The 19,003-nt window shown below is 71.9% G+C and carries 17 protein-coding genes; 7 read left to right on the top strand and 10 right to left on the bottom strand.

Features of this window, described 5'->3' with window-relative positions:
* The 5 genes from OG607_RS40205 (at nucleotide 1) to OG607_RS40225 (ending at nucleotide 6,629) form a co-directional block, all read left to right on the top strand.
* On the top strand, nucleotides 1–1,416 hold the full coding sequence (locus tag OG607_RS40205; protein ID WP_405734477.1) for an NAD(P)(+) transhydrogenase (Re/Si-specific) subunit beta: 1,416 nt from the start codon (nucleotides 1–3) through the stop codon (nucleotides 1,414–1,416).
* Nucleotides 1,417–1,507: 91 nt separating this feature from the next.
* Complete coding sequence (locus OG607_RS40210; RefSeq protein WP_405734479.1) at nucleotides 1,508–2,992, top strand: anion permease; 1,485 nt, start codon at nucleotides 1,508–1,510, stop codon at nucleotides 2,990–2,992.
* 125 nt (nucleotides 2,993–3,117) lie between these two features.
* Entirely contained in the window at nucleotides 3,118–3,987 is an 870-nt protein-coding gene (locus OG607_RS40215) for a universal stress protein (protein ID WP_405734481.1), read from the top strand.
* A gap of 25 nt (nucleotides 3,988–4,012) precedes the next feature.
* Complete coding sequence (locus tag OG607_RS40220; protein ID WP_405734486.1) at nucleotides 4,013–5,518, top strand: AAA family ATPase; 1,506 nt, start codon at nucleotides 4,013–4,015, stop codon at nucleotides 5,516–5,518.
* A gap of 121 nt (nucleotides 5,519–5,639) precedes the next feature.
* Nucleotides 5,640–6,629 (top strand): Acg family FMN-binding oxidoreductase, encoded by a 990-nt coding sequence (locus OG607_RS40225; RefSeq protein WP_405734488.1) that lies wholly within the window; start codon nucleotides 5,640–5,642, stop codon nucleotides 6,627–6,629.
* A gap of 60 nt (nucleotides 6,630–6,689) precedes the next feature.
* Here OG607_RS40225 and OG607_RS40230 read toward each other — a convergent pair whose 3' ends face one another.
* The 4 genes from OG607_RS40230 to OG607_RS40245 form a co-directional block, all read right to left on the bottom strand.
* Nucleotides 6,690–7,118 carry a hypothetical protein gene (locus OG607_RS40230; RefSeq protein WP_405734490.1) on the bottom strand — a complete coding sequence of 143 codons (429 nt, stop codon included), beginning with the start codon at nucleotides 7,116–7,118 and terminating at the stop codon, nucleotides 6,690–6,692.
* Between the two features lie 112 nt (nucleotides 7,119–7,230).
* The gene (gene ppdK / locus OG607_RS40235) at nucleotides 7,231–9,945 is read right to left on the bottom strand and encodes a pyruvate, phosphate dikinase (RefSeq protein ID WP_405734492.1); all 2,715 of its coding nucleotides are present in this window, start codon (nucleotides 9,943–9,945) and stop codon (nucleotides 7,231–7,233) included.
* A 34-nt stretch (nucleotides 9,946–9,979) separates the two neighbouring features.
* Nucleotides 9,980–10,240, bottom strand: a complete 261-nt coding sequence (locus tag OG607_RS40240; protein ID WP_405734494.1) for a universal stress protein — start codon at nucleotides 10,238–10,240, stop codon at nucleotides 9,980–9,982.
* A 182-nt stretch (nucleotides 10,241–10,422) separates the two neighbouring features.
* Nucleotides 10,423–11,637 (bottom strand): NAD(P)/FAD-dependent oxidoreductase, encoded by a 1,215-nt coding sequence (locus OG607_RS40245; RefSeq protein ID WP_405734496.1) that lies wholly within the window; start codon nucleotides 11,635–11,637, stop codon nucleotides 10,423–10,425.
* A gap of 174 nt (nucleotides 11,638–11,811) precedes the next feature.
* On the opposite strand from OG607_RS40245, the gene OG607_RS40250 reads away from it, so the two are divergent.
* Entirely contained in the window at nucleotides 11,812–13,536 is a 1,725-nt protein-coding gene (locus OG607_RS40250; protein WP_405734498.1) for a GAF domain-containing protein, read from the top strand.
* A gap of 8 nt (nucleotides 13,537–13,544) precedes the next feature.
* Here OG607_RS40250 and OG607_RS40255 read toward each other — a convergent pair whose 3' ends face one another.
* A complete protein-coding gene (locus OG607_RS40255; protein ID WP_405734500.1) occupies nucleotides 13,545–14,525 on the bottom strand; it encodes an Acg family FMN-binding oxidoreductase in 981 nt (326 codons plus the stop codon).
* A 102-nt stretch (nucleotides 14,526–14,627) separates the two neighbouring features.
* On the bottom strand, nucleotides 14,628–15,332 hold the full coding sequence (locus OG607_RS40260) for a response regulator (protein WP_405734502.1): 705 nt from the start codon (nucleotides 15,330–15,332) through the stop codon (nucleotides 14,628–14,630).
* Between the two features lie 197 nt (nucleotides 15,333–15,529).
* Between OG607_RS40260 and OG607_RS40265 the strand changes: the two genes are divergently transcribed.
* A complete protein-coding gene (locus tag OG607_RS40265; RefSeq protein ID WP_405734504.1) occupies nucleotides 15,530–16,102 on the top strand; it encodes a hypothetical protein in 573 nt (190 codons plus the stop codon).
* Between the two features lie 73 nt (nucleotides 16,103–16,175).
* Here the strand turns inward: OG607_RS40265 and OG607_RS40270 are convergent, their stop codons facing one another.
* From OG607_RS40270 to OG607_RS40285, 4 genes are all read right to left on the bottom strand, one after another.
* The gene (locus OG607_RS40270) at nucleotides 16,176–16,835 is read right to left on the bottom strand and encodes a CBS domain-containing protein (RefSeq protein WP_405734506.1); all 660 of its coding nucleotides are present in this window, start codon (nucleotides 16,833–16,835) and stop codon (nucleotides 16,176–16,178) included.
* 45 nt (nucleotides 16,836–16,880) lie between these two features.
* Nucleotides 16,881–17,339 carry a Crp/Fnr family transcriptional regulator gene (locus tag OG607_RS40275; RefSeq protein WP_405734508.1) on the bottom strand — a complete coding sequence of 153 codons (459 nt, stop codon included), beginning with the start codon at nucleotides 17,337–17,339 and terminating at the stop codon, nucleotides 16,881–16,883.
* A gap of 133 nt (nucleotides 17,340–17,472) precedes the next feature.
* A complete protein-coding gene (locus tag OG607_RS40280) occupies nucleotides 17,473–18,249 on the bottom strand; it encodes a flavodoxin domain-containing protein (RefSeq protein ID WP_405737378.1) in 777 nt (258 codons plus the stop codon).
* Between the two features lie 21 nt (nucleotides 18,250–18,270).
* The gene (locus OG607_RS40285; protein ID WP_405734510.1) at nucleotides 18,271–18,990 is read right to left on the bottom strand and encodes a CBS domain-containing protein; all 720 of its coding nucleotides are present in this window, start codon (nucleotides 18,988–18,990) and stop codon (nucleotides 18,271–18,273) included.
* Nucleotides 18,991–19,003 lie beyond the last annotated feature (13 nt).

The following is a 19,003-nucleotide window of genomic DNA, read 5'->3' on the forward strand; positions in this document are numbered from 1 at the left end:
ATGAACACCGTTGAAACCACTGTCGGTTACGCCTTCCTGGGCGCGGCGGCCTGCTTCGTCCTCGGCCTGCACCTGATGAACTCCCCGCGCACCGCCCGCCGCGGCAACACCCTGTCCGCGGCGGGCATGGCCGCCGCCATCTCGGCCACCGTGGTCCTGCTGGCCGGCCAGGGCGCCATCACCGCCACCGGCTGGCTGGTCCTGCTGCTCGGTGGCGTCCTCGGCTCCGGCCTCGGGCTCTACGCGGCCCGCAGTGTCGAGATGACCTCGATGCCGCAACTGGTCAGCCTGTTCAACGCGGTCGGCGGAGGCGCCGCCGTACTGATCACCGTCACCGACCTGCTCCAGACCGCCCATCCGGGCGACCTGGCCGCGCGGGTCACCGTGCCGGGCGCACTGGACATCGTGATCGGCGCGGTCACCTTCTCCGGCTCGTTCATCGCGGCCGGCAAGCTCCAGGGCACCATCCCCGGCCGCCCCATCGTCTTCCCCGGCGCCCGCGCGACGAGCGTCGCCCTGCCGGCCGTCTTCGCGCTGGGAACGCTGTGGCTGGTCCTGGACCCCGCCAGCGTCACCGCGATGCTCATCCTGCTGCTGGCCGCGCTGGCCTTCGGCGTCTCGATGGTCCTGCCGATCGGCGGCGCGGACATGCCCGTCGTGATCTCGCTGCTGAACGCCTTCACCGGCACGGCCGTCGCCATGGCCGGCTTCGTCCTGGACGAGCCCGCCCTCATCATTGCCGGGGCCCTGGTCGGCGCCTCCGGAGGCATCCTCACCAAGCTCATGGCCGACGCCATGAACCGCTCCATCGCCAACATCATCATCGGCGGCTTCGGCACCGGCGACACCGTCGTGGCCGTCGGCACGGACGCGGCCGGGGCCCAGGTCCGCTCGGTCTCCGCCGACGACGTGGCCATCCAGCTCGCCTACGCCAGCAAGGTCATCATCGTCCCCGGCTACGGCCTCGCCGCCGCCCAGGCCCAGCACGAACTCGGCGACCTCGCCAACCTGCTGGAGGAACACGGCATCGACGTCAGCTACGCCATCCACCCCGTCGCCGGACGCATGCCCGGCCACATGAACGTCCTCCTCGCCGAGGCCAACGTCCCCTACCCGCAGCTGAAGGAGATGGAGGACGTCAACCCCGAGTTCCCGCAGGCCGACGTCGCGCTGGTGATCGGCGCCAACGACGTCACCAACCCGGCCGCCCGCCGCCCCGGCAACGCCATCTCGGGCATGCCGATCCTCGATGTCGACAAGGCCAAGAGCATCGTCGTCATCAAGCGCTCCATGGGCCACGGCTACGCCGGCATCGACAACGAGCTCTACGCCAACCCGAAGACCGGCATGTTCTTCTCGGACGCCAAGAAGGGGCTGGCCGAACTGAAGAGCGCGGTCCGGACGTTCGTCTCGTAGCCCGGCACACGGCCATGGACCCGAAGGCGCTACCGCATCATCTCACAACGATTCGGAGCCTCATGGCTCTACGACAAGGGGATGTGGGGGCATGAGGTTTCATTTCCTCGACACGGCATCGGAGACCGGCGCAGGGCCGGGCCCGGCGAACCTGAAGATCCGCGGCGACGCGCTGTGGGCGGCCATGAAGTGGGTCATCCCCATCGCGGCCGGAACCATCGTCTTCCTGATCCCGCGGCCGGACGAGGTGAAGCCCGCGGGCTGGGCCGTTCTGGCGATCTTCACGGCGACGGTCCTGGGGCTGATCCTGCAACCGCTGCCGCTGGCGGCGGTCGCACTCATCGGACTGACCGCAACCATGATCACCGGAACGCTGGAACCCGGCGTCGCCCTGGGCGGCTTCTCCGAACCCACGATCTGGCTGATCGTGGCAGCGTTCTTCATCTCCATCGGCTTCACCAAGACCGGGCTGGGACGCCGCATCGCGCTGCTGTTCGTCCGGACGCTGGGCAGGAGCAGCCTCGGCCTGGCCTACGGGGTCACCCTCACCGACCTGGTACTGGCCCCGGCCACCCCCAGCAACACCGCCCGCTCCGGTGGGGTCATCCAGCCGATCATCCGCTCGCTCAGCATGAACGCGGGCTCGGAGCCCGGCGACGAGAGCCGCCGCAAGCTCGGCTCCTACCTCACCGTGACCGCGATGCAGGTCAACACCGTCACCAGCGCGATGTTCCTCACCGCGATGGCCGCCAACCCACTGGTGCAGAAGTTCGCCGCGGCCCAGGGCGTCGACCTCACCTGGACCCGCTGGGCGATCGCCGCATCCGTCCCCGGGCTCATCGCCCTCCTGGTCATCCCCGCGCTGCTGTACAGGGTCTACCCGCCGCAGCTGAAGGACACCCCCGAGGCACCCCGCCAGGCCCGCGCGGAGCTGGCCGAACTCGGCTCCATGTCGCGCCATGAGTGGATCATGGGCGGAACCTTCGTCCTGCTGCTCCTGCTGTGGTCCGTCGGGGGCCAGATGTACGACCTCTCGGCCACGACCAGCGCGTTCACCGGTGTCGTTGTGCTGCTGATCACCGGGGTACTGACCTGGGGCGACCTGGTCGCCGAGAAGGGCGCCTGGACGACGCTGGTCTGGTTCGCCGTGCTGGTCATGATGGCCGGCCAGCTCCAGGAGCTCGGCGTGATCGGCTGGTTCAGCGGGACGATCACCGACGCCACCGCCGGTCTCGGCTGGCAGTCGGCGTTCGTGATCCTCACCGTCGTCTACCTGTTCGCCCACTACCTCTTCGCCTCCAACACCGCCCACGTGGCGGCGATGTACGCGGCGTTCCTGGGCGCGGCCGTCGCCACCGGCGCACCGCCGCTGATGGCCGCCCTGGTCCTGGGCTTCATCAGCTCGCTGTACGGCGGCCTGACCCACTACGCCTCCGGCCCGGCACCGGTGCTGTTCGGCGGCGGCTACGTCACCCTCGGCGAGTGGTGGCGCACCGGGCTCATCGCCGCCACGGCCAACATCGTCATCTGGATGGGCGTCGGAGCTGCCTGGTTCGCGGTCCTGGGCTACTGGTGACCCGGCTCGGCAGGAGCGGCCGGATGGGCCCGGGCATGGAACAGTGGAAGTACCGGCTCGGGGTTCCCTGCCGCGCGGTCCTGCCGGCTTTCTTTCCAGCTTCTATCGAGACGGAGGCAGCCGTCATGGAACCAGTGATCACCGTGGGTCTGGACGGTTCACCCGCGAGTCTGGCCGCCGCCCGCTGGGGCGCCGCCGAGGCCGACCGGCGGGGGCTGACGTTGCACCTGCTGCACGCGTGGATCATGCTGTCGCCGGACGCGACGGGTATCCCCTCGCCGAAGGACCAGAACTACTGGGCCCTGCGCATCGTGCACGACGCGCAGACCGAGCTCCACAAGCGCCATCCCGGTCTGTCCATCGTCGAGGACATGGTCGCCGAACAGGCCGGGCCCGCGCTGCTGAAAGCGGCATCGCAGGCCCAGATGGTCGTGCTGGGCTCGCGCGCGGTCGCGCATGTCCAGAGTTTCTTCCTCGGCGACATCAGCACGGACGTCGCTTCGCGGGCCGAGCGGCCGGTGGTGCTCGTCCGCGCAGGCACGGAGGAGGAAACCCCGTCCCCCGCGCAGGAGGGCGGTGTGGTGGTCGGGCTGAGCCTCCATGGTCCCGGTGACGAGCTTCTCGAGTTCGCCTTCGATGCCGCCGCTTCGCGCGGTGTACCGCTGAGAGCGGTCCACGGACGCAGCCTGCCGGTGCAGGCGCACATGCACTGGGGCGCGAAACCCGAGGTCGGCGACGAGATCGCGGAAGACGCGCGGAAGGAACTGAACGAGGCACTCCGGCCGTGGTGCGAGAAGTTCCCCGGCGTGCAGGTGACCGACGTGGTGCGCCTCGAGAGCCCCGCCCGGGCCGCCGTACGGGAGGCGCAAGGCGCCGACCTGCTGGTGGTCGGCCGGCGGAAGCACCGCGGCGCCCTGGCTGGGCGCCTCGGTCCCGTGGCCCATGCCGCCGCGCACCACGCGGCCTGCCCCCTCGCCGTCGTACCCCATGACTGAGCCGGCCCGCCGCAGGGAGCAGAGGATGTCCGCACCGCCTCTTCCGCGCGCCGAGGTCTGCGAGACCCACACCGCGGTGGTGTTCTTCGCCGGGGACCGCGTCTACAAGCTCAAGAAACCGGTCGACCTGGAGTTCCTGGACTACACGACCGTGGCGGCGCGGCGGGCCGCGTGCGAGCGGGAAGTCACCCTCAACCGCCGCTTCGCCCCCGACGTCTACCTGGGCCTGGGAGAGTTCCGCAGCCCGGACACGGACGTGCCCGAACCGCTCGTCGTCATGCGCCGCATGCCGTCCGAGCGCCGCCTGTCCCGGCTGGTACGGGAAGGCGCAGCCGTCGACGATGCCCTGCGGGCCGTCGCCCGGCTGCTCGCCACACGCCACGCGGAGGCGCCCCGCGGCCGGGACGTGGACGAGCAGGGCACCCGGGACGCACTGGCGGCGCGCTGGGAAGCGAGCTTCACACAGGTCCGCGCACTGGCCGAGGACGGCCACGTGCCCGACGACGTGGCGGAGGTCGAACGCCTGGTGCGCCGCTACCTCGCCGGTCGCAAACAACTGTTCGACATGCGCATCGAGCAGGGGCGAGTGGTCGACGGCCACGGCGACCTGCTCGCCCAGGACATCTTCTGCCTCGACGACGGCCCCCGCGTCCTGGACTGCCTGGAGTTCGACGACCACCTGCGCTACGTCGACGGACTCGACGACGCCGCCTTCCTCGCCATGGATCTGGAGCAGCTCGGCGACCCGCAGGCCGCGCGGTTCTTCCTCGCCCAGTACAGCGAGTACTCCGGCGACCCGGCACCACCGTCCCTGTGGCACCACTATGTCGCCTACCGGGCCTTCGTCCGCGCCAAGGTCTCCCTGATCCAGGCCCGCCAGGGCGCGCCCGACGCGGCGGCGGCCGCACGGCGACTGGCCGTGACGGCACTGCGTCACCTGCGTACCTCCGCCGTCGGCCTGACGCTCGTCGGCGGGCTTCCGGGCAGTGGGAAGTCCACACTCTCCGGCGCGCTGGCCGATCGCCTGGGCGTCACGCTGCTCAGCAGCGACCGCCTGCGCAAGGAACTGGCGGGCATCCCGGCCGAGCAGTCCGCGGCCGCCGGCTACGGCCAAGGCCTGTACACGCCCGAGTGGACCGAAAAGACCTACGCGGCCCTCCTCGGCCGCGCAGCCACCCTGCTGTCCTCCGGCGAATCCGTCGTCCTCGACGCCACCTGGTCCGATGCCCGGCAGCGCGAAGCCGCCCTGCGCATGGCCGAACACACCAGCGCCGATCTGGTGGCCTTGCACTGCCAGGTTCCGGGCGATGTGTCGGCGGCCCGCCTGGGGACCCGGGAACCCGGAGCATCCGACGCCGATCTTGACGTGGTCAAAGCCATGGCGGCCAAGGAGCAGCCATGGGCGGAGGCCGTCGCCGTCGACACCAGTGGGCCCCTGGAGTCGGGGGTCGTTCAGGCGCTGGCGGCCATACGCCCGTACGGCACCGGCCAGGCACCCGTATTCCGCCGCTCCTACATGGAGCCGGACTGAGCAAGGCAGCGGCGATCACCGCAGGCTGCCCGGCGCATCCACCCCGCGGGTGGAATAGTGGAGGCAGTGACGGGCGCCTTCGTGCAGGCCCGGCCCGTCAGCTCCCTCAGGGAGGCCCCCGGTGCTGGTGCAACGGCTCGACACCAAGACCGTGACGGCCCTGGTGAAGGACGCCACGGCCGCCCCGTCGATGCACAACGCGCAGCCGTGGCGGTTCCGTTTTCTCCGCGACGGCCGGACCTTCCATCTGCGCGCGGATCCCGGGCGCGCGATGCCGAACTCCGACCCGGCGGGCCGCGCCCTCCACCTCGGTTGCGGCGCGGCCCTGTTCAACCTGCGGGTCGCCGCCGCCCATGCGGGCTGGGAACCGGCTGCCGAACTGCTGCCCGACCCGGCAGACCCGGACCTGCTCGCCACGGTGCGGCTGAACGACACGGCGGCCCCCGGCAGCGGCCTCATCCGGCTGTACCCGGCGATCCACCGACGGCACACCAGCCGTCATCCATTCGCAGACCAGGAGATACCCCCTGCGGTGCAGGATGTTCTGCGCGACGCCGCCCGCCAGGAAGGGGCACAGCTGGTCTTTCCCGGCGCGTGGCATGTGGAGTCGCTGCTGGAACTGGTTCACGACGCGGAAGGACGGGACACCGTCGACGCTGGACGCTCCGAGGAACTGGAGCGCTGGACCCGCATCGGGGCCGACGTCGCCGATGCGGCGACGGATGGGATCCCCGAGTACGCCTTCGGGCCCCGCAAACGGGACGGCAGAGCCCCGGCGCGCGATTTCGCCGGCCGCCGCCCCGTGCCCGACCGCGGCGCCGCCGCCTTCGAGCACACGCCTCACCTGGTCCTGCTCGGCACAGCCGACGACCGGCCGGCCGACTGGCTGAAGGCGGGCCAGGCACTGGAACGTGTCCTCCTCCTGGCCACCGTGAACGGGCTGTCCACCTCGCTCACCTCCCACGCCCTCGAATGGCCTGACCTGCGCCGGTTCGTGCGCGACCCGCAGACGGCCATGGGGTCCGTGCAGATGGTGCTGCGCCTCGGATACGGCCCCGAATCCCCAGGGACGCCACGCCGCCCGGTAGGGGACGTGCTCGACATCGAGTGAGCGGCACCGTCCTGTGCGGTGGAGCCAGGCCGGTGCCGCCGCCGCGTCCCGTACGACGGGTCAGGCAGGGCGGGCGTCGGCCTGTCCGGCGATGCCGCTCGTGGCACCGTCGGTCGCCGGCCCGCCGCGCCAGGGCGGGGTGACTGCCCGTCGGGCGGCGGCGTTGCCGTCGTGGGCCACCCGCTCCACCTGACGGCGCAGCCGGTCCTGCAGCCGGTCGGTGACCTCCTCGCTGGTGGCCTCACGCGCGTGGGCGACCACGACCACGCTGCCGACCTGGAGTTCGGCCACGGCCGACCACGGGTGCTCGGTGTGGTGGGCGGACGCCTTGGCGATCCGCACCTCGCCGGTGACCGCCGGCAGCCCTTGCCTCGTCACTATCGCGCCGACCTTGGTCCGGATGTATGCGAGGGCCTCTTCACCGACGTCGCCCTCGGCTCGTACCCGGACGGCCTCGGCAGCGCGGGCCCCGGTGTTTCTGGCAGTCATGCGGACCACTCCTTCTTCCACTGGCACTTGCTCCGTGTCGGCTCCAGCCTCCCGCCGGAGCCGATCAAGGCCCAGGGCCGTTCGGCCCCGGCGGGAGGGCCGGGTCGCACCGTCATCGGCTGTCACTGCCCTCCGTTCCGGCAAGGGCCGCCCGGCCCGCCTCCAGCCGGGCCACCGGCACGCGGAAGGGCGAGCAGGACACGTAGTCCAGGCCGGCGTCGTGGAAGAAGTGGACGGAGGCGGGGTCGCCGCCGTGCTCGCCGCAGACGCCGATCTTCAGGTCGGGCCGGGCGGCCCGGCCCTCGGCGACGGCGATCTCCACCAGGCGTCCCACGCCCTCGCGGTCGATGGTCTCGAAGGGGGAGACGGTGAAGATGCCCTTGTCGAGGTAGGCGGAGAAGAACGCCGCCTCCACGTCGTCGCGGGAGAAGCCCCAGGTGGTCTGGGTCAGGTCGTTGGTGCCGAACGAGAAGAACTGCGCCTCCTGGGCGATCCGGCCCGCCGTCAGCGCCGCCCTGGGCAGCTCGATCATGGTGCCGACCGGGCACTCGACGGGGATGCCGGCGGCCTCGGAGACCTCGGCCAGGACCTGTTCCACCTCGGTGCGGACGATGCGCAGTTCCTGGACCGTGTCGATCAGCGGGACCATGATCTCCGCCTTCGGGTCGCCGCCCGCCCGCTTGCGTTCCACGACGGCCTCGGCGATGGCCCGTACCTGCATGGCGGTCAGGCCCGGCACCACCAGGCCCAGGCGCACGCCGCGCAGGCCCAGCATCGGGTTCTCCTCGTGCATGCGGTTGACGGCGGCCATGAGCTCGGCGTCGTGCGCGTCCGGCGGGCCGCCGTGGGCCTCGGCGGAGGCGATGCGCACGGCCAGTTCGGTGCGGTCGGGCAGGAATTCGTGCAGCGGAGGATCCAGCAGGCGGATGGTGACGGGAAGTCCGTCCATCGCCTGGAGGATGCCGACGAAGTCCTGGCGCTGCAAGGGCAGCAGTGCCGCCAGGGCATTCTCCCGCTCGGCGTCGGTGCGGGCAAGGATCATCGCCTCGACCAGTCGGCGGCGGTCACCGAGGAACATGTGTTCGGTGCGGCACAGACCGATGCCCTCGGCGCCGAAGCGCCGGGCGCGTGCGGCGTCCTCGGGTGTGTCGGCGTTCGCCCGCACCCCCAGCCGCCGTGCGGTGTCGGCCCGTCCCATGAGCCGGTGCACCGCGCCGAGCACGGTCTGCGAGTCGCCGCCGGGGGCCTGTCCGCCGGTTTCGAAGTACCGCATCACGACGGAGTCGATCAGCGGAGCCGCTCCCTGGTAGACGGCGCCGGCGGTGCCGTCCACCGAGATGACGGTGCCCTCGGTCACCGTCGTGCCGTCCGCGGTGAAGCGGCGGGCCCCGGTGGCCACCGTGAGTTCCTCGGCGCCGCACACGCACACCTTGCCCATGCCACGGGCGACCACGGCGGCGTGGCTGGTCTTGCCACCGCGGCTGGTGAGGACGGCCTGGGCGGCGACCATGCCGGGCAGATCGTCGGGGGTGGTCTCCTGGCGCACCAGGATGACCTTCTCCCCGGCGGCGGCACGACGGACCGCCTCAGCGGAGTCGAAGACCGCCGCGCCGACCGCCGCACCCGGCGAGGCCGGGATGCCGTGGGCGAGCGGCGCACCGACCGACGCGGTGTCGAAGCGCGGGAACATCAGCCGCGCGAGTCCGTCACCGCTGACCCGTGCCAGGGCTTCGTCCGCCGTGATGAGGTCCTCGTCGACCAGCTCGGACGCGATGGCGAAGGCGGCCTCCGCGGTGCGCTTGCCGACCCGGGTCTGCAGCATCCACAGTTTGCCGCGCTCGATGGTGAACTCGATGTCGCACAGGTCCCGGTAGTGGTTCTCCAGGATCCGCAGGTAGTCGCGCAGCTGGGTGTACGAGAGCGGGTCGAGCTCCTCCAGTTCGTCCAGGGTGACGGTGTTGCGGATGCCGGCGACGACGTCCTCGCCCTGTGCGTCGGGCAGGTAGTCGCCGTACAGGCCGGACCGGCCGGTGGCCGGGTCGCGGGTGAAGGCGACTCCGCTTCCGCTGCCCTTGGAGGTCGCGGTGGGGCCGAGGTTGCCGAAGACCATCGTCTGTACGTTGACCGCGGTGCCCAGGTCGTCGGGGATGTGCTCGCGCCTGCGGTACAGCCGGGCGCGCTCGCCGTTCCAGGAGGAGAACACGGCGCGGATGGCCCGCTGGAGCTGCTCCTGAGGGTCCTGCGGGAAGTCCGTGCCGGTCTCACGGCGGATCAGGGCCTTGTACGTCTCGACGAGCCCGGCGAGGTCGTGGGCGTCCAGACGCAGGTCGTCGGCCGCGCCCCGGTCTTCCTTGAGCCGGCCGAGGGCGTCCTCGAAGAGCGCGCCGTCGACGCCCATCACGGTGCTGCCGAACATCTGCACGAGGCGGCGGTAGGAGTCCCAGGCGAATCGCTCGTGCCCGGAGGTCTTGGCCAGGCCGAGCACGGAGTCGTCGTTCAGCCCGATGTCGAGGATCGTCTCCATCATGCCGGGCATGGAGAACCGTGCGCCGGAGCGTACGGAGAGCAGCAGCGGGTCGTCCGGCTGCCCCAGCTGCCGTCCGGCGGCCTGTTCCAGGGCCGCCAGATGCAGGGCGACCTCCCGGCCCAGGTCCTCCGGTTCGGCGCCGTGGGCAAGAAAGGCCCGGCAGGCGCGGGTGGTGACGGTGAAGCCGGGCGGGACGGGCAGCCCCATCCGGGTCATCTCGGCCAGGTTGGCGCCCTTGCCGCCGAGGAGGTCGGCCATCTCGCGGCCGCCCTCCGTGAAGTCGTACACGTAGCGGTTCATGGTGGTCTTCCTTCCGTACCGGGCGGAGCGCCGGTCAGTCGTGCGGGACGACCGCGACGGGGGCGGGGACGTGGTGGAGTACGGCATGCGTGACGGGGCCGATGCGCATGCCGAGAGCGGGCCGGTGCACCCGGCGGCCGACGACGGCCGGCCCGGCGCGGGCGGCCGCCCTCAGGACCACGTAGCCGGCGTATCCGCGCCCGGCCTGCTCGGCCACCGGGACCTGCGGGAACTTCTCCCGCCAGGGGCACAGCGCGTCGGCCGGCGCCCGTAACCTGCCGGGCCTCCACGCCACCGTCCTCGTCCGCGATGCGCAGGGCGGCCGGGTCGTACCCGTAGGCGGGCGGCAGGCTCCACGCGTGTACGGCGCGGCTCTCGGGGGAACCGTCCAGGCCGACGGTGATGGGGCGAAGCATGGGGTGTACCTCCCTGTCCGCTTCGGTGGGCAGCGGACGATTCCGCTGCCCACACTCAGCGTCACGGTGGCGTGGACCCGGCTCCCAGGGGCCGATGGTCCCCGGTCCGGGCCACCCGGACCCTGTCCGCGCGGCCGGGGAGCACCGCACTCCAGTACAGCCGCTGGGCCGCCCGTGCGCCGGCGTGGACGAGGCGGGACTCGCGGCCCGGCCGCGCTTCGGTGTCGTACGTGGAGTCCAGGAGCAGAGCCCTGCCGAAGCCCGTCTCGACGCGGCAGGCCGCGCGGCCGTCGTACGAGGCGTCCAGGGGCTCGTCGGCGAGGAAGCGGCGGATGTTGTGGACCAGCGTCCCGGCCTGGGAGGAGACGGCCGATGTGCTCCGCGGGACGGGCAGTCCGGCGGCGTCACCCAGGGCGAAGACGTTGGGCTTGGACTTGCACTGGAGGGTGTGCCGGTCGACGGTGACGAAGCCGCGCTCGTCGGCCAGACCTGGGGACCGGACCAACCAGGGCGCACCCTGGAGCTGTGGGAACACCACGGCCAGGTCGAACGGGATCTCATGGCCCCCGTCGTTGAGCAGGCGGCCGTTCTCGCCGTCGATGACGGAGGCGGTGAACCTCGGCGTCATCCGGATCCACTTCTCCTCCAGCAGCTGGCCCAGGGCCCGGGAGGCCTCCGGCCGGCTGCCGGCACCGTTCAGCGGGGTGACGTAGGCCAGTTCGACGCGATCGCGGATCTTCCGCCGGCGGAAGTACCAGTCGGCGAGGAAACAGAACTCCAAGGGCTCCACGGGAGTGCCGACGGGAGTGCCGACGGGTGTGCCGGCGATGTCGACGACCAGGCGGCCGCCGTCGAAGCGGCGCAGCGCGTCGCGCAGCGCCACAGCGCTCGGGAGGTCGTGGAAGGGCAGGACCTTGTCACTGGGGCCACCGGCGGCCCCGGGCATCGGAGCCGCCCCGGTGGCCAGGACCAGTACGTCGTAGCGGTAGGAGGATCCGTCGGTGAAGTGGACGGTGTCCGTGTCGAGGTCGACGCGGTCGGCCTCGGCCTTGCGGAAGCCGATGCCGTCGGCGAGCTGACGGGACGCAGGCCGGACGATGCGGCCCGGTTCGGCGAGCCCGAAGGGGACGGAGACCAGGGCGGGCCGGCAGAGATGGTCGTCATATCTGTCGACCACGACGATCCCGAACTCGCTCTCGTCATAGTGACGCCGCAGCCGGTTCGCTGCGAGTGTGCCCGCGATGCCGCTTCCCAGAATGACAATGCGCCTGTTCATGAGGCCACTGTGCGCCCGGCTCGCCCGTCGGCGGCAGGGGCCGACTGTCCCTGTGGACAAGGCCGTTCGGGTACCGGTTTTGAGGTGGCGAACGCTGCCAGGAGACGAGGCGGCGGATACGGTGGAGACGTACGTTTGTGCGGTCCGTTGATTCGAGCCTGAGCGGAGGAACCGGTGGGCGAAAGCGGCGTCGGGAGCGGCGAGTCGCTGCCGCGGTTGCGGCTGGATGAGCTGCTGGACGAGCTGCAGGTCCGGATCAACGCGGTACGCGGTACGCGGGACCGGGTGCACAGCCTGCTGGAGGCGGTGCTGTCGGTCGGCCGGGAGCTGGATCTGTCGCAGGTGCTGCAGCGGATCGTCGAGGCGGCGGTGCTGCTGGTGGACGCGGAGTACGGGGCCCTCGGGGTGATCGACGAGGAGCAGGCGGAGCGGCTTTCGCAGTTCCTGCCGGTGGGGATGGGCAAGGAGCAGATCGCGGCGATCGGCCCGCTGCCGTCGGGGCACGGGATTCTGGGGGAGCTGATCCGGCACCCGGAGCCGCTGCGGCTGGAGGAGATCTCCGAGCACCCGGCCTCGTACGGTTTTCCGGCGAACCATCCGCCGATGCACTCGTTCCTGGGGGTGCCGATCCGGGTGCGGGACGAGGTGTTCGGCAACATCTACCTGACGGAGAAGCGGGGCGGCCAGCAGTTCGACGGCGAGGACGAGACCGTGCTGTCCACGCTGGCGGTGGCGGCCGGGGTGGCGATCGAGAACGCCCGGTTGTACGAGGAGTCGCGGCTGCGTCAGCGGTGGCTGGAGGCGAACGCCGCGATCACCAGCGGTCTGCTGTCCGGGATCGACGGGGACCGGGTCCTGGAGCTGATCGTGGACCACGCCCGGGGCATTCTGGACGCGGATCTGGGAGCGCTGGCGGTACCGGTGGACGGGTCGGAGGACCTTCAGGTGGCGCTGGCCACGGGGACCGACGCCGAGTCCCACCGGGGGCTGATCCTGCCTCGCGAGGGCTCGTTCGTGGGCGCGGCCATCGTGGCCGCTGAGACGATCACCAGCGCCGAGGTGGCGAAGGACCCCCGGGTCACCGCGGGGCCGCCGCGCTGGGCGGGACTCGGCCCGGCCATCGCGGTGCCGATGGTGACCGGCGTCGGGGTCAAGGGCGTGTTGCTGCTGGCCAGAGTAGAGGGAGCGGCGGCCTTCACCCAGGCGGAGGCGGCACCGTTGCTGGGTTTCGCCGGGCAGGCGGCGGTGGCGATGGAACTGGCGGAGCGGCGGCGGGACGCCGAGCAGATCGTCCTGTTCGAGGACCGGGACCGGATCGCCCGTGATCTGCACGACCTGGCCATCCAGCGGCTCTTCGCCACCGGCATGACGCTGCAGAGCACACTGCGCTTCGTCGACCGGCCCGAGGGGACCGAGCGGCTGCTGCGGGCGGTGGACGACCTGGACGAGACCATCAAGATCATCCGCTCGACGATCTTCGGGCTGCGCACGCATGACGCCGGCCCGGCCGTCCAGGGACTGCGGGTCCGCACGGCCAGAACGATCGAGGAGGCCGTCCCCGCCCTCGGCTTCACCGCGTCCCTGCGCATGGAGGGGCTGGTGGACACCGATGTACCGGGCAATGTCCGGGACCATGTGGTCGCCGTCCTCGGTGAGGCGCTGGCCAATGTCGGGCGGCACGCACAGGCCTCCTCCGCCGATGTCTCGCTCGTGGTCCGCGCCGGTGAGCTGACCCTGACGGTCGCGGACAACGGCGTGGGCATATCGGACGGCGGCCGCCGCAGCGGGCTGCGCAACCTCGCCGAGCGCGCCGAGTTGCTCGGCGGCGAGCTGACGATCGACGCGCCCTCCGGCGGCGGCACCCGTCTGGTGTGGCGGGTGCCCTTGTCCGTCGGCTGAGCGGCGAATCAGTCCTCACGCAGTTCCCGCGCTGGGCGGCGCGGGGTGGCCGGCCCGGGCGGGCCGTAGCCCAGGCGTATGAGCATCTGTACGTGCGCGGGGGCTTCGCGCCGGCCGTGCAGGGCGCCGTGCAGCGCACCCCGCAGGTCCGGCCATTCCAGGGCCTGGTGCAGCAGCGAGGCGCGCGCCGAGCGGGCGGTGGCGACCAGCAGGATCTGCTCCAGGGCCTGACCGGCTCGCAGCCAGTCGGCACGGCGGTCATGGGCGGTGGTCAGCACGGCGATGAGCGGCCGGCCCTCGAACGTGGCCATCGGAAGTCCGTCCGCGGGACGCACACCTGAGAAGTCCCGCACCGGCAGGCGTCCCGTGGCATCCTGCGGGCCCAGCGCGGCCCCGGTCAGTCCGTCCGAGGCGCCCGCCCGGATCCAGCTGCGGGTCTCCGCCCGGCGGCCCGGGTCCTCGGCGTTGCGGCGCTCCGCCGTGGCGGTCACTCGCAGCAGACGCACCGTCTCCTCGTGATCCGGCAGAGTCAGCACGGCGCCCTCCGCATGCGCGGCCTCGGTCAGTTCGGCCAGCAGCATGGGCGGCAAGTGACGCCCGGAGAACGGGAAGCGGCTGGTGTGCCGCCGCCACAGCACGTCGTAGAGGTCCGGGCGGTGACGGCTGGTCCCGGCGGGCCCGGCCAGCCGTACGGAGGCGAGCAGCTCCGGCTCGCCGGGGTGCGGCAGCAGGCGTACGACGGGCTCCCAGCCGAAGTGGGCAACGGCGACCCGGAGGTTGAACAGCGCCGCGCCGACCGAGACGTGCAGCGCCCGCCCCAGCGGGTCGGTGTGCCGCAGGCCGCGCTCCGGAGCCGCGCGCACCTCCAGGGTGGAGGTGTCGGGGTCCAGGCGGTAGCGCCACGGCTGGGTGTTGTGAATCGACGGGGCGGCGACGGCGGCGGAGATGAGCTTCTCCAGCGTCGCCGCGTCGAGGGTGGTGGGTCGCATGTCCTGCTCCTCCCGGCGTGGCCTGGGATCAGACTCCTGCGGGCGGGAGGGCGGCCGGCAGGGGCCGTCGGTCCCGGCAGCGGGGACCGGCCGGCCCCGATCTCAGCGCCGGTGGGGCTCGGAGGAGTGCTGCGGACCGACCTGGGTGGCCAGGACGGCGGCCTGGATGCGGCGTTCGACGCCGAGCTTGGCGAGGAGGCGGGAGATGTGGTTCTTGACCGTCTTCTCCGACAGATAGAGCCGCTGGCCGATCTGCCGGTTCGTCAGCCCCTCACCGATCAGGCCGAGGATCTCGCGTTCACGCGGGGTCAGCGAGGCCAGCACCGCGTCCTGCGGTTCCTCCTGCGGGGCGTCGTCGCCACGCAGACTGCTCATCAGCCGGGTGGTGGTGGCCGGGTCGAGCATCGACTGCCCGGAGGCCACCGTGCGGACGGCGGCGATCAGGTCGGAGCCCTTGATCTGCTTCAGCACATACCCGGCGGCACCGGCCATGATCGCGTCCAGCAGCGCGTCGTCGTCGTCGAACGACGTCAGCATCAGGCACGCCAGCTCCGGCATGCGCGAGCGCAGCTCCCGGCAGACCGTGATCCCGTCGCCGTCGGGCAGCCGTACGTCCAGGATCGCGACGTCGGGGCGCAGCGCCGGGCCGCGCGCGAGGGCGTGGTCGATCGTCCCGGCCTCGCCGACGACCTCGATGTCGGGCTCGGCGTCGAGCAGGTCGTGCACGCCGCGCCGGACCACCTCGTGGTCGTCGAGCAGGAACACCCTGATCGGTGTCTGCGGGGAGAATGCCCGTGCCTCGGTCATGTCCGTCCTTCGCGCCGTCGTGATGCCGTCCTCTGACACGATCGTGGACCGTCCGGCCGGTGCCGCAACAGGGCCGAACGGTCCCATGCTGCCCTCCCGCCGCCGTCCGGATGTCCCCCGTCTGGGACCTGGTCGGCTCTCTTCCCCGCGCCGTGTGAATGGGACGGTCTTCGTACGAATCCGGAAGGGGGCAGGCGATGTCCACCAAGGTGCGGCTCTGGCGCTGGCGGCGAAACCCGCTCAAGCGCAGGTCCGATGTCACGGAAGCATGGGTGGTCCTGGCGGCAGGCGGGCTGCTGGCCGCCGGCGCCCCGGCGGTCGGTGCCGCCACCGCGATCGGCGTGGAGGACGCCACGCTGATTGCGAGCCAGAACTGGCACACGGCCTCTGCCGTACTCACCCGGGACGCCGCCGCGAAGTCGACCGTCTACGGCGGTTCGGACAGCGGCCGGGTCCGTGCGGCCGTCCGCTGGACCGCGTCCGACGGCACAACGCACACCGGCAGGGCACTGGTGAAGCCCGGCACCGACTCCGGCGCCCGGACCACGATCTGGCTCGACGAGCACGGTGCGCTGAAGGACCCCCCGGCCACGCCCGCCGAGGCCACGGCCCAGGGGATCTTCTTCGGATCGCTCGCCGCGGCGGGCGCCGGCGCGCTGGTGCTGGGCGGTCGCTGGGTCGTACGGCTGCGGCTGGACCGCCGCCGGGCGGGGGAGTGGGAGAGCGAGTGGGCCGAGGTGGGCCCGAAGTGGGGACACCGCACGGCGTAGCGGGGCTGGTGACGGGACCGGGTGTCAGCGGCCCGGCGGTGCTGATCGCACCGCCGGGCCGCTGATGTCGTACTCACCTGGGCTCGGGAACCGGGCCGGTGAGCTCGCACCTGATGTCCACGACGCCTTCGACCGCACGGGCCAGCCGGGCCGCCACCGGGACCAGGGCGGTGTCGCGTACCGTCCCTGCGAGCGTGACCACGCCCTCCTTCACCTGAACCCGGACGGCCGGGGGCTCACCGGGGAAGAGATAGGCGACCACCTCGCGGCGCACCTCTTCCTCGATGTCCTCGTCGGGGCGCAGGAAGACCTTGAGCAGGTCGCTGCGGCTGACGATGCCGGTGAGCATCCCCTCGGCGTCGACGACGGGCAGCCGCTTGACGCGCCGCTGGGCCATTGCCCTGGCGGCCTGGGAGAGGGTGGCATCGGCGTGGACGGAGACGGCCGGAGTCGTCATCAGGTCTCCGGCGGTCAGCGCTCCCGCCTTGCCGAGGTCGTCCAGCCGGCGCAGCTGCTCGAAGCGGGTGGGATCGCTGTCCCGGAACTCCTCCTTGGGCAGCAGGTCCGCCTCCGAGACCACGCCGATGACACGTCCGTCGCCCGCCAGGACAGGCAGGGCGCTGACCTTCCACTGCTCCATCGTCCGGACGATCTCCTTGAACCGGGCGTCACGGCCGAGGGCGACGACGGTCTGGGTCATCACGTCGCTCACGATGTGGGGGGTGCCATGCATGAGGTCCTCCTTGACCGGGTCGGCGGCGAGTGCGAGTGGCCGCGCTCACCGCAGGGGGCCGCTGCCCTGGGGCCCGTACAGGTCGAGCAGCCGGGTGCGGGCGCCCTGCAGCCGGTGGGCGACGATCTCGGCGATCCGGCGGGAGATGGCCCGCCCGAACACCGGGTCGGCCTCGATCAGGGCGCGCACGACCGTGGCGTCGAACTCCAGCGCCCGTACGGGGCTCTGGGCCTCCGCGCCCAGATGCCAGGTGTAGGGCGGGAAGAGCCACGACCAGCCCAGCAGGTCGCCGGGGCCGAGGATCTCGACGCCGGCGGCGCGGCGGCCGGGGACGTGCAGGTCGAGGGTGACCGAGCCGGTGCGGATGATCCAGAAACGGTCGGCCTTGCGGCCCTCTTCGAAGATCCGGGTCCCCGCGGGGAAGGACACCTCACGGGCCAGCTCCATCAGCCGCTCGCGGCCCTCCGGGGGCAGTACGGCGAGGATGTTTGTCGTAGTGGTCATGTGACGGCCCTCCGGGCCAGTGATGGCGGTTCGGCAGCGGCAGGAGCCGCCCACCACCATCGTGGGTCGGAACCCTGTCCGGGACATGGGCCGAGCAGCCCCGTCTCTGCGACCGCTCGGCCCACGCGTGGCGTCAGCCGTGGTCAGCGGGTTGCGCGGAGCCGCTGAGTCTGGTCGCGATGCCATGGGCCCACGCGCGGATCTGCTCACGGTCGCGGAAGTCGCCGCCCTTGCCCTGCTTGAGGATCTGGCGGGCGATGAAGCCCTGGGCGCCTTCGGTGAGGCTGCCGCCGAACGTCACGTGGTCACGGGCGTCCAGGCGGTCGGCGATGCGGCTCACCCCGCGCGCGGGCGGGATGTCGCGTTCCGAGGCGGAGGCGTCGAGCGGGCCGCTGCTGAACAGCCAGACCGGCCGCCGGGTGAGCGCCTCGCGGTGGCGGCGGGCGAAGCCGGTGGCGTCGCGCTGCCAGCGGCCCGCGTACAGGCCCCCTCCCAGCACCACGGCGTCGTACGCGGCGATGTCGCGGACCGAGGCGGCGGACCGGACGTCGGTGTCGAGGTCCTGCTCGCGCAGTTCCTCGGCGATCCACTCGGCGATCTCTGCCGTGGCGCCGTTCTTCGTTCCGTAGGCGATGAGCACGCGCTGTGCGGTCATGGTGATTCGCCTCTTCTTCTGTGGCGGACCGCCGTATTCCAGGGTGGCGAGCCGCTGGTAGTACTCGTCGTCGTCGATCTCGCCCCGGGCGAATCGCTCGGCGAGCAGCTGCTGCGGCGTCGGACCGGGCAGGTGCGGGCCGGCCGCCGGGCGGCGCAGCAGCGCCATGGCGGCCAGGGCCACCAGCGCCCAGAAACCGAGGGTTCCCAGGGCCATGAGGGCGTAGCCCCAGCCGGTCATGCCGTGGTCGTACATGTACACGGTGTCCGCCTTTCGTCAGAGCCTGCGGACCCAGTCGTCGGCGACACCGTGCATCGCCGGTTCGGCCGGGCGCAGCTGGGAGTCGTCGAAGCGGTAGGTGAGGTGGTCGACGACGGCGACCACGCCGTCGATCTGCCGCGCCATCTGCACGGTGATGGTGACTTCGCTCTCCCGCTCCATCCGGCCGTCCAGGGTCACGACGCCGTCGACGACGGTCACGCCGATGGCCTGCCGGCCGAGCCACATGGTGCGGACAAGGATCTCGTCGATCACCTCTTCGCGGATGTCCTCGTCGGGGCGGAGGAAGACCTGCAGAAGGTCACGGCGGGTGACGATGCCGACCAGGCGGTCCTCCTCGTCCACCACGGGCAGCCGTTCGACACGGCGCTGCGCCATGGTGCGGGCGGCGCGCGCGATGGAGTCGTCGGCGCGGACGGTGACCGGCGGAGTGGACATCAGCTGCCCGGCGGTACGCGCCCGGGCCTTGGCGGCGGCCCGGCGGGCGGCGGGGGTCAGGCGCAGGCGCCGCCTGCCGTCGGCCTCCACCTGTTCGGCCTGGCGGAGCATCAGGTCGGTCTCGGAGATGACCCCGATGACCTTGTCGTCGTCGTCAACGACCGGCAGACCGCTGATGCGGTGCTCCGCGAGCAGCGCCGCGACCTCCTTGAACGGTGTTGTGCCGACAACCCGGACGACGTCGCCCGTCATTACGTTGCCGATCTTCTGGTGCTTCATGGCGTTCTCCGTT

It is taken from the genome of Streptomyces sp. NBC_01537, from assembly GCF_045040445.1.
Lineage (GTDB): Bacteria > Actinomycetota > Actinomycetes > Streptomycetales > Streptomycetaceae > Actinacidiphila.

What these genes read in the sequence shown, in the direction of transcription:
- OG607_RS40260 (WP_405734502.1), bottom strand. Translation starts at nt 15,332, where the DNA reads ATGACCGAGGCACGGGCATTCTCCCCGCAGACACCGATCAGGGTGTTC.
- OG607_RS40220 (WP_405734486.1), top strand. Translation starts at nt 4,013, where the DNA reads ATGTCCGCACCGCCTCTTCCGCGCGCCGAGGTCTGCGAGACCCACACC.
- OG607_RS40210 (WP_405734479.1), top strand. Translation starts at nt 1,508, where the DNA reads ATGAGGTTTCATTTCCTCGACACGGCATCGGAGACCGGCGCAGGGCCG.
- OG607_RS40255 (WP_405734500.1), bottom strand. Translation starts at nt 14,525, where the DNA reads ATGCGACCCACCACCCTCGACGCGGCGACGCTGGAGAAGCTCATCTCC.
- OG607_RS40280 (WP_405737378.1), bottom strand. Translation starts at nt 18,249, where the DNA reads ATGTACGACCACGGCATGACCGGCTGGGGCTACGCCCTCATGGCCCTG.
- OG607_RS40275 (WP_405734508.1), bottom strand. Translation starts at nt 17,339, where the DNA reads ATGACCACTACGACAAACATCCTCGCCGTACTGCCCCCGGAGGGCCGC.
- OG607_RS40270 (WP_405734506.1), bottom strand. Translation starts at nt 16,835, where the DNA reads ATGCATGGCACCCCCCACATCGTGAGCGACGTGATGACCCAGACCGTC.
- OG607_RS40245 (WP_405734496.1), bottom strand. Translation starts at nt 11,637, where the DNA reads ATGAACAGGCGCATTGTCATTCTGGGAAGCGGCATCGCGGGCACACTC.
- OG607_RS40215 (WP_405734481.1), top strand. Translation starts at nt 3,118, where the DNA reads ATGGAACCAGTGATCACCGTGGGTCTGGACGGTTCACCCGCGAGTCTG.
- OG607_RS40285 (WP_405734510.1), bottom strand. Translation starts at nt 18,990, where the DNA reads ATGAAGCACCAGAAGATCGGCAACGTAATGACGGGCGACGTCGTCCGG.
- ppdK (WP_405734492.1), bottom strand. Translation starts at nt 9,945, where the DNA reads ATGAACCGCTACGTGTACGACTTCACGGAGGGCGGCCGCGAGATGGCC.
- OG607_RS40230 (WP_405734490.1), bottom strand. Translation starts at nt 7,118, where the DNA reads ATGACTGCCAGAAACACCGGGGCCCGCGCTGCCGAGGCCGTCCGGGTA.
- OG607_RS40205 (WP_405734477.1), top strand. Translation starts at nt 1, where the DNA reads ATGAACACCGTTGAAACCACTGTCGGTTACGCCTTCCTGGGCGCGGCG.
- OG607_RS40265 (WP_405734504.1), top strand. Translation starts at nt 15,530, where the DNA reads ATGTCCACCAAGGTGCGGCTCTGGCGCTGGCGGCGAAACCCGCTCAAG.